We start from the raw sequence: 12306 nt of genomic DNA, 5'->3' as shown, positions 1-12306 counted from the left end.
CCGTCCCCCCCGATCAACAAGGAGCACAAGATGACCCTCATGACCCCTTTCCTGCCCAACGCCGACAAGTACGGCCCGCTCGACTCGCGCAACATGGCCGTGGACGATCTGCCCTGGAAGCCCACACCCACAAAAGGTATTGACATGAAGGTACTGGTGCAGGACGAAGACACCGGCCTGCTGACGGCACTGTTCCGCTGGCAGCCGGGCACCGAGCTGGCCTTGCATGAGCACGTCGAGATCGAGCAGAGCTACGTGCTCGAAGGCGAGTTCGAGGACGACGACGGTGTCTACCCCGCCGGTAACTTCGTCTGGCGGCCCAAGGGTCACCGCCATATCGCGCGCTCACCCAAGGGAGCGCTGGTGCTGTGCTTCTTCCTCAAGCCCAACAAGTTCCTGGGCGGAGAACTGGACGGCCAGGAACTGAAATAAACCACCCGATACATCGCAGGAGACAAACCATGAGCGCATTCCACCCACGCATTCGCCGCCTTGGCCTGGCAATCGCCGCAGGCCTGTTGGCCGCAGGCGCCTTTCAGGCCCATGCCCAGGACATCAAGGAGCGCAAGATCAAGCTCAGCTACCCCGTCGCCAAGGACAACCCGATGGGCCTGGCAGTGGACAAATTTGCCGAGATCGTCGGCACGAAGAGTGATGGCAAGATCAAGGTCACCGGTTATCCCAATGCCACGCTGGGCAATGAGATTCAGTCGATGGCATCGGCCCAGGGCGGCATCCTGGAAATGTCCGTGGTTTCCACCGCGGGCGCCGCAGGCAACGTCAAGGAGCTGGCGATCTTTGACCTGCCCTTCATCTTCCGCAACGAGAAGGAAGCCGACGCCGTGGTCGATGGCGAGGTTGGCCAATCGTTGCTCAAAAAATTCCCCGAGAAGAAACTCATCGGCTTGTGCTACCTGGACTACGGCTTCCGCCAGGTGACCAACAGCAAGCACCCGATCCGGAAGCTGGAAGACTTCAGCGACCTGAAGCTGCGCACGCTGCAGAACCGCGTGTACATCGACATCTTCAAGGCTCTGGGTGCCACACCGCTGCCCTTGCCCTACCCGGAAACCTACACCGCGCTGGAAACCAAGGCCATCGACGGACAGGAGAGTGCCTACCTGGTCACCAAATCGAGTTCGTACCAGGACATCCAGACCTACTTGACCGAAACCCGCCACGTCTACCTGCCCGCCGTGGTGCTGGTGAGCAAGAAGTTCTGGGACAGGCTGGGCGTGGCGGAGCGCGACATCATGGACTCCGCCTGCAAGGAGGCCTCGGCCTATCACCGCACGATCAGCCGCAAGATGGAGGCTGATGTGGTACAGGAGTTGGTCAAGGCCGGCATGAAGTTCAACAAGATCGAGCCCGCCGAACAGGAGCGCATGGTGCGGGCTACTGCTCTCGTGATCGAGAAATACAAGCCTGAGCTGGGCGCCGATCTCGTGAAAGAGACCCTGGCGACAATCGAGAAAGTGCGCAAGGCGCCCTGACCCGTCATGGACAACGACGATTTCCGTGGCCTGCGGGTCATGGTGACCGCCGGCGCCTCGGGCATCGGCCTGGTCACTGCCCAGGCTTTTGCCCGGGCCGGCGCCCATGTGCAGATCAGCGATATCTCAGCTAGCGCCGTGCAGGAGGCACTGCCCGCCTTGCCCGGGGGCGGTGGATGGTGCGCTGATGCCTCCAGCCCTGATGACGTGGATGCCTGGTTCAATCACGCCCTGCCCGCGCTGGGAGGACTGGACGTGCTCGTGAACAACGCGGGCATTGCCGGCCCCACGGCGCGCTTAGAGGACATCACGCCCCAGCAGTGGGACAACACGCTGGCCGTGAACCTGCGCAGCCAGTATCTATGCGTGCGTCGCGCGGTACCAGTGCTGCGTGCCTCCACCCGCGCCAGCATTGTCAACCTGAGCTCGGTGGCCGGCCGCCTGGGCTATCCGCTGCGCTCGCCTTATGCCGCATCCAAATGGGCGGTGATCGGGTTGACGCAGAGCCTGGCGCTGGAACTGGGCGCCGACGGCATCACCGTGAACGCCATCCTGCCCGGCATCGTCGACAGCGAGCGCTCGCGCAGCGTGACGGCGGCCAAGGCACAAGCACGTCGGATCAGCGAGGCGGCCATGCTCGACGAAATCCTTGCCAACGTGGCCCTGCATCGGAAAGTGCCCTTGGCCGACGTGGCGGACACCGCGCTGTTTCTCGCCTCGCGCGCAGGTCGCAGCTTCACCGGCCAGAGCCTCAACGTGTGCGCAGGCATTCAAGCCTTGCGTTGAAAGAAAGCATTCGCATGGCAGCATCCTATTTCGAGCGGACTTTCGGCCTGCAGGGCCGCGTGGCGTGCATCACAGGCAGCGCCTCCGGCCTGGGCCTCGCCATCGCACACCATCTGGGGCTGGCGGGCGCGCGCATCGCCATCAACGACTTGGACGCACAGCGTTGCGACGTGGCCGTGCGCCTGCTGGCCGAGCAGGGCATCGAAGCGCGCCCTGCCGTGTTCAACGTATCGCAGGCCGAGACCGTGCGCGAAGCGATCGATGCGCTCGCCGCCCAAGGCTGGGCACCCGACATCCTGGTCAGCAACGCAGGCAACCAGAACCGCAAGCCGGTGATCGACATGACCTTGGCCGAATGGCAATCGCTGTTCGACGTGCATGTGAACGGTGCCTTCAACTGCGCCCATGCAGTACTGCCGCACATGGTGCGCAAGGGCTTTGGCCGCATCGTGCTGATGTCCTCCGTCGCGGGGCAGGCCACCATGCCCGGTATTGCCGCCTATGCCTCGGCCAAGGGTGCCATTGCCGCCTTCACGCGCGCGCTGGCCGTGGAGTACGGCGGCGCGGGCATCACCAGCAATGCGCTGGCCCCGGGCTTCGTGCGTACTGCGTTCACACGCGGTTTGCAGGAGCGCGAAGGTTTTGACGATTTTCTGCAGAACGCGGTACCGCTGGCGCGCTGGGCTGAGCCGGACGACATCGCGCCCGCCGTGGTCTACCTCGCCTCCAGCGCAGGCGCGTTCGTCAACGGCCATGTGCTTGCCATCGACGGCGGCATGCTGGCGCGCATGTGACATTTCTTTGTTGAAAGCACAGTCCATGTACATGCATATCGTCATGCTGGGGTTCACGCCTGAGGCCGATCACGCGTTTCTTCAGCAGGTGCAGGCCTATGCCTTGCGCATCCGCCAGGAATGCGCAGGCGTGCGGCTCTACCATTTCGGCTCGAACGAAGCGGCCCGTGCCCAGGGCTACACCCATGCTGTCGTGTCCACCTTCGATGACTCCCGAGCGCACGACGCCTATCAGGTCAGCCCGGCCCACGTTGCCATGAAGACCTACATGGGGCCCTTCATCGAGCGCCTGGCGGTGTTCGACGGCTCGACACTTTCGCTGTGACCCTGCGCGGCTGTCACGGCCGCCGGAAGCCCTGGCTCAGCTTCGCCCAATAGCCGGCCTGCAGGTTGTCCATGCGCACCGTGCCGCCCGTGGACGGCCCGTGCGCACCAGCCGCTTGTCGTGGCAGTGCACGTGGGCGTGGTCTTCCTCGGTGCGGATGGCGCGGCCAACCCATTGGGCCAGACGTATGGTGGTGGCGGGCACCACCAGCTCGCTGAACGGGTCGCTCCCGGCGCCGCGCAGCCATTCGACGCCGGCCTCGACCTGGGCCAGGTCGCACAAAAGCGCATCGACCATCTCGGCCGTGAAGGCCTGGGCGTCACGCGGCTCGGCGTGGGTCTCGGTGGCCACCAGCGTGCCCCTGAAGGGTTCTCCGGTTGGCTGCTTCTCCTTGCCGGGCCTGGTGCCCGGCTTTTTGATGGTGCGGTGCTGATCAGCCCAGCAGCGCTGCCTTGATGGTCTTGACGCCGTCGGCGTTGTCCCAGACCCCTTCTTCCAGCGCATCGTGAATGGTCTTGTCCAGCGCGGCAGCCAGTTGCTCGCGTGTCTGGGCCGCCTGGGGGCTGGCGTCCAGCACGATGCGCAAGGCGGAGGCCAGTGCCGTGATCTGGGCTGTGAGATTGACGACGGTGGTGTTGGAGCTCATGAGTCGGTCCTTGAAATGTCGATGAACAGGGCAGCTGGCCTGGCGCGCAGTGCGGGGTGCCAAGCTGTCAACGGCCTTCAGTGTCGCGCGGGTGGATACTGCTGTTAACGTATCAACAATGAGCAGCGGCCGCGAAGACCTCGCCTGGTTTCAAGGGCGGATGGTCTTCAGATGCTTTGCGGTAAAGCACCGGCAGCTACTGTTTTTGAGATCTATATAAGACAGGAGAGACAAGAGCATGAGTCTGAAGAGAGTCTGTATCTACGGTGCCGGCGCCATTGGCGGCTGGCTGGGCGTGGCGCTGGCCAGGGCCGGCTGCGAGTTGAGCGCCGTGGCGCGAGGCCAGACGCTGGCTGCGCTGCAGCACAACGGCCTGACGCTGGTGCATGGCGAGGAGAGCGAGACCGTGGCCGTCAATGCGCAGCAGGACCCGGCCGCCCTGGGCGTGCAGGATCTGGTGGTGATTGCCGTCAAGGCACCGTCCATGCCCGATGTGGCGCGTGCCGTCGCACCGCTGATCGGCCCGCAGACCCTGGTGCTGACCGCCATGAACGGCGTTCCCTGGTGGTTTCTGGCCGGTGGCGTGGATGCCGGCCTGCGCGGCCTGCAGCTCAGGGCCGTGGATCCGCAGGGCGAGATCGCGCGTGCCATTCCCACCGGGCAGGTGCTCGGCTCGGTGGTGCATGCCAGCTGCTCGCTCGATGCGCCGGGTGTGGTGCGCCGTCATTTCGGCAACAGCCTCATCGTCGGCGAGCCCACGGCCCTGCCCGGCGATGCGCCCACGCCGCGCCTGCTGGCGCTGGCCGAGCTGCTGCGCGCGGGCGGCATCGAGGTCAGGCTCAGCGACAACATCCAGCGCGACGCCTGGTACAAGCTCTGGGGCAATATGACCATGAACCCCGTCAGTGCGATCACGGGCGCAACCACGGACAGGATTCTGGGCGATGAGCTGGTGCGCAACTTCATCACGGCCGTGATGCTGGAGGCCAGGGAAATCGGCGCGCGCATCGGCCTGCCGATTGCCGACAGCCCGCAGGACCGCCATCAGGTCACGCTCAAGCTGGGCGGCTTCAAGACCTCCATGCTGCAGGACGTGGAAGCCGGCAAGCCGGTGGAGCTGGACGCGCTGGTGGGCGCCGTGCGCGAGATGGGGGGCATGTGCGGCATGAGCACGCCGTTCACCGATGCACTGCTGGGGCTGACGCGGCTGCGTGCGCAGCAACTGGGTCTGTATCCGGTGTAGGGCGGTGGCGGGCAGGGCGGTCTTGGGCCTAGACTAGGCGGCATGAGCACCACATCTACCCAGACCGCCACTCTCAAGTCCGCCCCTGCGCAGGACAGCCATTGGGCCACGCTGTGCGTGGTGACGACGACCGTGGGGCATTCGGCCGAGGCCGAGGACATGGCGCGGGCGCTGATCGCGGCCAAGGCTGCGGCCTGTGTGCAGACCGAGCGCATCACCTCGTATTACGAGTGGGACGGCGTGCTGCAGACCGCTCCCGAATGGCGGCTGATCTGCAAGACCCTGCCAGAGGCACTGCCGCGGCTGACCGCGCTGCTGCGCAGCCATCACAGCTATGAGGTACCGCAGATCACCATGCGCACCGAGCGCTGCCTGAACGACTATGCCAAATGGCTTAAGCAGCAGGTTCAGCTCTGAAGACCGAATAAAAAAGGAGCGCCTTGCGCGCTCCTTTATTGGGTTTCAGTACTGAATCTATCGGAAATCTTTATAGATAAAGCGCTGACAGCTATGGTTCTTGTGCTTCAGGACAGCAGGGCCTGGGCGAACTCGCGTGCGCTGAAGGTTTCCAGATCCTCGATCTTCTCGCCCACGCCGATGAAGTAGACGGGCACGGGGCGCTCCTGCGCAATCGCGGCCAGCACGCCGCCCTTGGCCGTGCCGTCGAGCTTGGTGACGATCAGGCCCGTGAGCTGCAACGCATCGTCGAAGGCGCGCACCTGGGTCAGGGCGTTCTGGCCGGTATTGCCGTCAATCACCAGCAGCACCTCGTGCGGCGCCGTGCCGTCGGCCTTGTTCACCACGCGCTTGATCTTCTTGAGCTCTTCCATCAGATGCAGCTGCGTGGGCAGGCGTCCGGCCGTATCGACCAGCACCACATCCTTCTTGCGCGCCTTGCCGGCGGAAACGGCATCGAAGCTCACGGCGGCGGGGTCGCCACCGTCCTGGCTGATGATCTCCACGGTGTTGCGATTGGCCCAGACGCCGAGCTGCTCACGCGCGGCGGCGCGGAAGGTGTCGGCGGCGGCCAGCAGCACGGATTGCTCGCTGTCGGCCAGATGTTTGGTCAGCTTGCCGATGGACGTGGTCTTGCCTGCACCGTTGACGCCGGCCACCATGATGACGGTCGGTGTGTGCTCGCCGATGCTCAGCGGCTTTTCCAGGGGCTTCAGCAAATCGGTCAGCGCATCGGCCAGCAGCGCCTTGACGGCGGCGGGCTCGGTGGTCTTGGTTTCCTTGACGCGGCGTTTCAGGTCTTCCAGCAGATGCTGGGTGGCCTTGACGCCGGTGTCGGCCATCAGCAGCGCGTCCTCCAGCTCTTCATAGAGCCTGTCGTCGATCTGCGTGCCGGTAAAGACGGTGGCAATGCTGGAGCCGGTCTTGCGCAGACCGGCTTTCAGGCGTTCCATCCAGCTTTGACGGGAATTTGGGGCTTGCGGCTTTGCGGTAGGCTCGGGGGCTGCTACAAAATCCTGAGTAGCAGGCTGATCTTCGCCGGCCTTGGCCGTCGCGCCGCCACCAAAGGGCTTGCGCCACCAGGAGCTGCTGCCATTTTCGGCAGGCGTAGCAGGCGTATCCTGTGGAGCGGGCCTGGTTTGCGTAGCAGGAGCGGGCGCCGCGGCTGCCTCGGCAGCGGGCGTGGTGTTCACCGCATCGGGTGAATTGGGCTTTTTCTTGAAAAAACTGAACATTGGCGGGTTTTTAGAATCGCATCATTCTATGAAACATGTACGCGCACTCCCTGTACTGGGCTTAATGGCCTGTTTGAGCGCTGGGGCAGCCTTGGCTGCACCGGGCGCATCGTCGCAACCTGTGCCTGCTGCCGCCACGGCTGCAGCGCCGCAAGTGCAGCAGTTCACGCTGAAGAACGGCATGCAGCTGATCGTGCAGCCCGACCGGCGCGCGCCTACGGTCGTGCACATGGTCTGGGTGCGTGTGGGCTCTATGGACGAGGTCGACGGCACCACGGGCGTGGCCCATGCGCTGGAGCACATGATGTTCAAGGGCTCCAAAAGCGTCAAGCCCGGAGACTTCTCGCGTCGCGTGGCGGCGCTGGGCGGCCAGGAAAACGCGTTCACCTGGCGTGACTACACCGGCTATTACCAGCAGATTCCGTCCAACCGTCTGGAAGACGTGATGAAGCTGGAGTCCGACCGTTTTGCCAACAACCAGTGGCCGGACTCCGAATTCAAGAAGGAAATCGAGGTCATCAAGGAAGAGCGCCGCATGCGCACCGACGACCAGCCCCGCGCAATGCTGATGGAGCAGCTGATGGCGGCCACCTTCATGGCCTCGCCCTATCGCCGCCCCGTGGTGGGCTGGATGAGCGACCTGAACTCCATGACGCCCGGCGATGTGCGCGACTTCCACAAGCGCTGGTATGTGCCGGCCAACGCGGCCGTCGTGGTGGTGGGCGATGTGAACGTCAACCAGGTGCGTGCCTGGGCCGAGAAGTATTATGGCAGCATTCCTGCGCGCGCATTGCCGCAGCGCAAGCCGCAGACCGAACCCAGACAGATCGGCGTGCGCCGCATCGAGGTCAAGCAGCCTGCCGAGCAGGCCTTTATCGCCATGGCCTATCGCACGCCTACCCTGAAGAACGTTGAAAAGCTGCAGCCAGAGGACAAGGACGCGCTGGCGCTGCTGGTGCTGTCTGCCGTGCTTGACGGTTATGACGGCGCTCGCCTGGAGCGCGCCCTGGTGCAGGGCGAAGGCCAGGCCAATGGCCGCGTGGCCGACAGTGCCGGCAGCTCGGCCAACATGATGGGGCGCGGGCCCAGCCTGTTCATGCTGACCGGCGTTCCGGCCCAGGGCAAGACCGCGGCCGATGTGGAAGCTGCACTGCGTGCCCAGATCAAGAAGGTGGCTGATGAGGGCGTGCAGGCCGATGAACTGGAGCGCGTCAAGACGCAGTGGATGGCTTCCAACGTCTATGAGCGTGATTCCGTCATGGGCCAGGCCCAGAACCTGGGCAACTACTGGATCCAGAACATGCCGCTGGATGCCGAGGACAAGCTGCTGGCCGAACTGCGCAAAGTCACCTCTGACGATGTGAAGGCCGTGGCCGCCAAATATTTTGGCGATGACCAGCTTACTGTCGGCACCCTGGTGCCTCAGCCTCTGCCGGCGGGTAGCAAGCCCCAGCGTCCCATGTCGGGCAAGGCGGATGCAGATAAATCCATGCACTGAGCGCAGCGGAGAAACCTATGAAAACTATGAAAAAGATAGCTGCTGGCGCTTTTGTAGTAAGCGCTGGAATGGGTTTTTTAACCCAATCTGCCTGGGCCTTGCTGCCGATAGAGCATTGGATCCAGCCCAGTGGCGCCCAGGTCTGGCTGGTGCAAAGTCCCGGCATTCCCATGGTGGATGTGCAGGTGGACTTCGACGCCGGCAGCCGCCGAGATCCCGAGGACAAGGTGGGCCTGGCGACAGCCGTGGCCATGATGTCCTCCAAGGGCGTCAAGGCGGCTGGCGATGCGCCTGCGCTGGATGAAAACGGCCTGGGTCAGGCCTGGGCCGACCTGGGGGCCAGCTTTGGCGCCAGTGCAGGGCGCGACAGCTTCAGCTATGGCCTGCGCACGTTGACCGAGCCAAATCTGCAGCAAAAGGCCGTGGCCCTGGCGGCGCGCCAGATTGCCTCGCCAAGCTGGCCGGAAGCCGTGTGGCAGCGTGATCGCGAGCGCTGGAGCGCCTCCATCAAGGAAGCCGACACCCGTCCCGGCACCGTGGCCTCCAAGGCCTTCCGCAAGGCCGTGTTCGGCAGCTCGCCCTATGGTTATCAGACCACGGTCGACAGCCTGGGCCGGATCGATGTTTCGGCCATGCAGGACTTTCACCGCAAGCTGATTGCCGCCTGCCGCGCCAAGGTCAGCGTGGTGGGGGCGGTCAATCGCCAGCAGGCCGATGCCATGGTCAAGCAGTTGCTGGGACCGCTGCAGGCCACCAATGGCAACGACTGCCCGCCGCTGCCTGCCGTGGGCAAGGTACAGGACCTGCAGCAAGCCAAGGTCGAGAACATTCCGTTCGAGTCGGCCCAGGCCCAGGTGCTCATAGGTCAGCCCGGCATTGCGCGCAACAACCCCGATTTTCTCGCCGTGATGGTGGGCAACCACATTCTGGGCGGCGGCGGCTTCACCTCCAGGCTGATGGAAGAGGTGCGTGAGAAGCGGGGCCTGACCTATGGTGTCTCCAGCGACTTCTCGCCGGGCCTGGATCGCGGCGCCTTCATCATCGGCCTGCAGACCCGCCCCGATCAGGCGGCCGAGGCGCTCAAGGTCTCGCAGGACGTGTTGCGCAAATTCATAGCCGAAGGTCCTAGCGACAAGGAACTCAAGGCGGCCAAGGACAATCTGATCGGCGGCTTTGCCTTGCGCATAGACAGCAATCGCAAGCTGCTGGGCAATGTGGCCAATATCGCCTGGAATGGCCTGCCGCTCGACTATCTGGAGCACTGGACCGATCGCGTTCAGGCTCTGACCGCCAAGGACGTGAAGGAGGCGATGCAGCGCATGGTCCAGCCCGAGCGCATGGTCACCATCACTCTCGGAGCCAAGCCATGAGCCGCAGTGCCATCAAGCTACATACCCCCGCAGGCCGCAAGGCGCTGGACAAGATGATTCACGAGTCCGAACGCAAGGCACAGGAATTGGCAGCCAGCCGTCCGGCCCGCCCCGGAGCCAAGGCCGCCCAGCCTGCCGCAGCCAAGCCGGCCGCCACGGGGGCCGGTGAAATTCGCATCATCGGCGGGCAATGGCGTCGCACGCGTCTGGCCGTGGCACAAAAGCCCGGCCTGCGGCCCACGCCCGATCGCGTGCGCGAGACCCTGTTCAACTGGCTGGGTCAGGATCTGAGCAACTGGAAATGTGTCGACGCCTTTTCGGGCACGGGGGCACTGGGTTTCGAGGCCGCATCGCGCGGCGCGACCAGCGTCATCATGAACGAGCAGGATGCGGCCCTGGTGCAGCAGCTGCAGCGTCTGCAGCAAAAGCTCGATGCCAGGATGGTCAAGGTGCAGCGCGGTGATGCGCTGAGCTGCCTGAAGACCGTGGCGGGCCAGGATCTGATCTTGCTGGACCCGCCCTTCGGTCAGACCGAGCTGTTCGAGCCTGCGCTCAAGGCTGCCACCGCGGCCTTGAACGACGGCGGCTTCATTTACCTGGAAGCCCCCGAGGCCTGGGCCGAGGAGCGCCTGCTGGAGATGGGGCTTGCGCTGCACCGCTATCTGAAGGCGGGCGCCGTCCATGCGCATCTGCTGAAGAAGCAGTAGGGCTTTGCTGCCGAACCGGGAGCTGCCGGCGCTTCGAGCAGAGGCGCCAGCAGCTCTTTTTTGCATGGGTCAGCACTCTTCAGGCCTGAATGCATAATCTCTTTACGCTGCACTGCAGCAGCCCTCACCCTCATCAAGACCCGCAGGAGAGAGATAAGCCATGAGCCAGGACCTGATTGCTGTTTACCCCGGAACCTTTGACCCGATCACGCTGGGGCATGAAGATGTGGTGCGCCGGGCTGCACAGCTGTTTGGCAAGGTCATCGTGGCCGTGGCGGCAGGCCATCACAAAAAGACGCTGTTCACGCTGGAGGAGCGCATTGCCATGGTGCGCGAGTCCTGTGCCAATTACCCGCAGGTGGAGGTGGAGAGCTTTGACGGACTGCTGGCGCATTTCGTGCTCGCGCGCGGTGCCAAGGCCATGGTACGCGGCCTGCGCGCGGTGACGGACTTCGACTATGAGTTCCAGCTTGCCGGCATGAACCGCACGCTGATGCCTGAAGTGGAAACCGTGTTCCTCACGCCCAGCGATCGCTATCAGTTCATCAGCTCCACCTTTGTGCGCGAGATTGCCACGCTCAATGGCGATGTGGACAAGTTTGTCTCCAAGGGCGTGCATGAGCGCCTGATGCTCAAGGTCGGCCGCAAGGTCTGAGCTTTCAGCGTCCCTGGCTAGTCGCCCTGCTGCGATAGCTGCTGATGGTCTCGTGTACGAAGCGCAGCTTGTCCCAGGCCGGGCCGGAAATGGCAAAGGGATAGGCGTCGCCATGACCGAGGCTGCGATTGAGACTGTTGTGCAGCAGGGTCAGCGGCACCCACTGGGATTGCATCACCGAAAAATCGGGCGGCACCGGCCCCAGCGGGTTTTGAATGAGTTGCTGGCCCGCGCCGGGGATGTCCGGCACGGTAATGCAGGTGCCGTAGCTGGCGGCGGTCTCCAGCAAGTCCACCATGTGCAGATAGTGAGCCCAGGTTTCGGCCCAGTCCTCCCAGGGGTGGGACGTGGCATAGGCGCTGATGAACTGGCCGCGCCAGCTGTTGTCCAGCGGATTCTTGCCGTAATGGCGCTGCAGCGCCTGGGCATAGTCCTGATTCTCATAGCCAAACAATGCTCTGAAGCGCTCCAGATACTCGCTGTTCGCTATGAGCTGATCCCAGTAGAAATGTCCCGATTCGTGACGCAGATGTCCTATCAGCGTGCGATAGGGCTCGTGCAAGGCCTGGCGGCGTTTGGTGCGCTCATCGTCGTCGGCCTCGACGACATTGAGCGTGATCATGCCGCTGGCATGGCCGGTCATGACGGGGTTCTGACCGGGAAGGTCTGCGAGCAGGGAAAAGCGCGGCTCGGCCACGCGGTGCCCATGCGGGTCCAGCAGACCCAGCTTGGCCAGGGTGTAGAACAGCCTGCGCTTGGCGACCTCGATCTTGGCCCAGCGCAGTTCATTGGCGGGATCGCCTCCGTCGGGCAGCCATTCGGTCTGTCGGCAGGAAACGCACAGTGGCTGCGGGTCTGAAGCCTCGATCGCAAAATTGCACAGGCTGATGTTGTGGCGGTGGGCGCAGGGGCGATAGCGTGCGTCGTGGCCTCCGACCGAGGGAAGAATGCCGACGCGCAGCTGATCGGGCAGAAAGGCCAGGCTTGCACCGCAATGCACGCATTGCAGGCTTTCAAAATAGATCAGGTGCCCGCAGGCTTCGCAGTTGAAAACTTGCATTCGAGCACTTTAATGGCGAAGTCAGCCGCCGGGTGTAG

The 12306-nt window shown here is 63.9% G+C and carries 14 protein-coding genes and 1 pseudogene; 11 read left to right on the top strand and 4 right to left on the bottom strand.

The features are described from left to right. The first annotated feature begins 30 nt into the window (after positions 1-30). Genes NOX35_RS21960 through NOX35_RS21940 form a run of 5 tightly spaced genes read left to right on the top strand, consistent with a single transcriptional unit; the run spans position 31 to position 3398 of the window. Entirely contained in the window at positions 31-432 is a 402-nt protein-coding gene (locus NOX35_RS21960) for a cupin domain-containing protein (RefSeq protein ID WP_256494722.1), read from the top strand. Positions 433-461: 29 nt separating this feature from the next. Next, positions 462-1493: a TRAP transporter substrate-binding protein gene (locus NOX35_RS21955; RefSeq protein WP_256494721.1), complete on the top strand. Its 1032-nt coding sequence runs from the start codon at positions 462-464 to the stop codon at positions 1491-1493. Positions 1494-1499: 6 nt separating this feature from the next. Next, entirely contained in the window at positions 1500-2279 is a 780-nt protein-coding gene (locus NOX35_RS21950) for an SDR family oxidoreductase (protein ID WP_256494720.1), read from the top strand. Between the two features lie 14 nt (positions 2280-2293). Next, the gene (locus tag NOX35_RS21945) at positions 2294-3073 is read left to right on the top strand and encodes an SDR family NAD(P)-dependent oxidoreductase (RefSeq protein WP_256494719.1); all 780 of its coding nucleotides are present in this window, start codon (positions 2294-2296) and stop codon (positions 3071-3073) included. Positions 3074-3098: 25 nt separating this feature from the next. Continuing rightward, positions 3099-3398 (top strand): Dabb family protein, encoded by a 300-nt coding sequence (locus NOX35_RS21940; RefSeq protein WP_256494718.1) that lies wholly within the window; start codon positions 3099-3101, stop codon positions 3396-3398. Between the two features lie 36 nt (positions 3399-3434). Here the strand turns inward: NOX35_RS21940 and NOX35_RS21935 are convergent. Beyond that, a pseudogene (locus tag NOX35_RS21935) lies at positions 3435-3779 on the bottom strand (helicase C-terminal domain-containing protein); the annotation flags it as partial. 52 nt (positions 3780-3831) lie between these two features. Continuing rightward, positions 3832-4044, bottom strand: coding sequence for a hypothetical protein (locus tag NOX35_RS21930; protein WP_256494717.1), 213 nt, complete (start codon positions 4042-4044; stop codon positions 3832-3834). A 238-nt stretch (positions 4045-4282) separates the two neighbouring features. Between NOX35_RS21930 and NOX35_RS21925 the strand changes: the two genes are divergently transcribed. Next, positions 4283-5287 (top strand): 2-dehydropantoate 2-reductase, encoded by a 1005-nt coding sequence (locus NOX35_RS21925; RefSeq protein WP_256494716.1) that lies wholly within the window; start codon positions 4283-4285, stop codon positions 5285-5287. Positions 5288-5329: 42 nt separating this feature from the next. Next, positions 5330-5704 (top strand): divalent-cation tolerance protein CutA, encoded by a 375-nt coding sequence (gene cutA / locus NOX35_RS21920; RefSeq protein ID WP_256494715.1) that lies wholly within the window; start codon positions 5330-5332, stop codon positions 5702-5704. A 107-nt stretch (positions 5705-5811) separates the two neighbouring features. Here the strand turns inward: cutA and ftsY are convergent, their stop codons facing one another. Continuing rightward, positions 5812-6978: a signal recognition particle-docking protein FtsY gene (gene ftsY, locus NOX35_RS21915; protein ID WP_182284372.1), complete on the bottom strand. Its 1167-nt coding sequence runs from the start codon at positions 6976-6978 to the stop codon at positions 5812-5814. Positions 6979-7042: 64 nt separating this feature from the next. On the opposite strand from ftsY, the gene NOX35_RS21910 reads away from it, so the two are divergent. The 4 genes from NOX35_RS21910 (at position 7043) to coaD (ending at position 11208) form a co-directional block, all read left to right on the top strand. Continuing rightward, positions 7043-8476, top strand: a complete 1434-nt coding sequence (locus NOX35_RS21910; protein WP_371878557.1) for a M16 family metallopeptidase — start codon at positions 7043-7045, stop codon at positions 8474-8476. Between the two features lie 17 nt (positions 8477-8493). Beyond that, positions 8494-9846, top strand: coding sequence for a pitrilysin family protein (locus tag NOX35_RS21905; RefSeq protein ID WP_256494713.1), 1353 nt, complete (start codon positions 8494-8496; stop codon positions 9844-9846). Next, the gene (gene rsmD, locus NOX35_RS21900; protein WP_256494712.1) at positions 9843-10553 is read left to right on the top strand and encodes a 16S rRNA (guanine(966)-N(2))-methyltransferase RsmD; all 711 of its coding nucleotides are present in this window, start codon (positions 9843-9845) and stop codon (positions 10551-10553) included. The genes NOX35_RS21905 and rsmD overlap by 4 nt, the downstream gene beginning before the upstream one ends. Positions 10554-10713: 160 nt before the next feature. Next, on the top strand, positions 10714-11208 hold the full coding sequence (gene coaD / locus NOX35_RS21895; RefSeq protein ID WP_182284368.1) for a pantetheine-phosphate adenylyltransferase: 495 nt from the start codon (positions 10714-10716) through the stop codon (positions 11206-11208). A 4-nt stretch (positions 11209-11212) separates the two neighbouring features. On the opposite strand, the gene NOX35_RS21890 is transcribed toward coaD, so the two are convergent. Beyond that, on the bottom strand, positions 11213-12268 hold the full coding sequence (locus tag NOX35_RS21890) for a putative zinc-binding metallopeptidase (protein ID WP_256494711.1): 1056 nt from the start codon (positions 12266-12268) through the stop codon (positions 11213-11215). Between the last annotated feature and the right edge of the window lie 38 nt (positions 12269-12306).

The organism is Comamonas sp. C11, assembly GCF_024496285.1.
Classification (GTDB): Bacteria; Pseudomonadota; Gammaproteobacteria; order Burkholderiales; family Burkholderiaceae_C; genus Comamonas; species Comamonas testosteroni_F.
This window is presented reverse-complemented; position numbering and strand designations above follow the sequence as displayed.

Excerpts from the sequence above, each read along its gene's own strand:
- ftsY (WP_182284372.1), bottom strand. The coding sequence starts at position 6,978 with ATGTTCAGTTTTTTCAAGAAAAAGCCCAATTCACCCGATGCGGTGAAC.
- coaD (WP_182284368.1), top strand. The coding sequence starts at position 10,714 with ATGAGCCAGGACCTGATTGCTGTTTACCCCGGAACCTTTGACCCGATC.
- cutA (WP_256494715.1), top strand. The coding sequence starts at position 5,330 with ATGAGCACCACATCTACCCAGACCGCCACTCTCAAGTCCGCCCCTGCG.
- NOX35_RS21890 (WP_256494711.1), bottom strand. The coding sequence starts at position 12,268 with ATGCAAGTTTTCAACTGCGAAGCCTGCGGGCACCTGATCTATTTTGAA.
- NOX35_RS21925 (WP_256494716.1), top strand. The coding sequence starts at position 4,283 with ATGAGTCTGAAGAGAGTCTGTATCTACGGTGCCGGCGCCATTGGCGGC.
- NOX35_RS21910 (WP_371878557.1), top strand. The coding sequence starts at position 7,043 with ATGGCCTGTTTGAGCGCTGGGGCAGCCTTGGCTGCACCGGGCGCATCG.
- NOX35_RS21940 (WP_256494718.1), top strand. The coding sequence starts at position 3,099 with ATGTACATGCATATCGTCATGCTGGGGTTCACGCCTGAGGCCGATCAC.
- NOX35_RS21955 (WP_256494721.1), top strand. The coding sequence starts at position 462 with ATGAGCGCATTCCACCCACGCATTCGCCGCCTTGGCCTGGCAATCGCC.
- NOX35_RS21905 (WP_256494713.1), top strand. The coding sequence starts at position 8,494 with ATGAAAACTATGAAAAAGATAGCTGCTGGCGCTTTTGTAGTAAGCGCT.
- NOX35_RS21930 (WP_256494717.1), bottom strand. The coding sequence starts at position 4,044 with ATGAGCTCCAACACCACCGTCGTCAATCTCACAGCCCAGATCACGGCA.
- NOX35_RS21950 (WP_256494720.1), top strand. The coding sequence starts at position 1,500 with ATGGACAACGACGATTTCCGTGGCCTGCGGGTCATGGTGACCGCCGGC.
- rsmD (WP_256494712.1), top strand. The coding sequence starts at position 9,843 with ATGAGCCGCAGTGCCATCAAGCTACATACCCCCGCAGGCCGCAAGGCG.
- NOX35_RS21960 (WP_256494722.1), top strand. The coding sequence starts at position 31 with ATGACCCTCATGACCCCTTTCCTGCCCAACGCCGACAAGTACGGCCCG.
- NOX35_RS21945 (WP_256494719.1), top strand. The coding sequence starts at position 2,294 with ATGGCAGCATCCTATTTCGAGCGGACTTTCGGCCTGCAGGGCCGCGTG.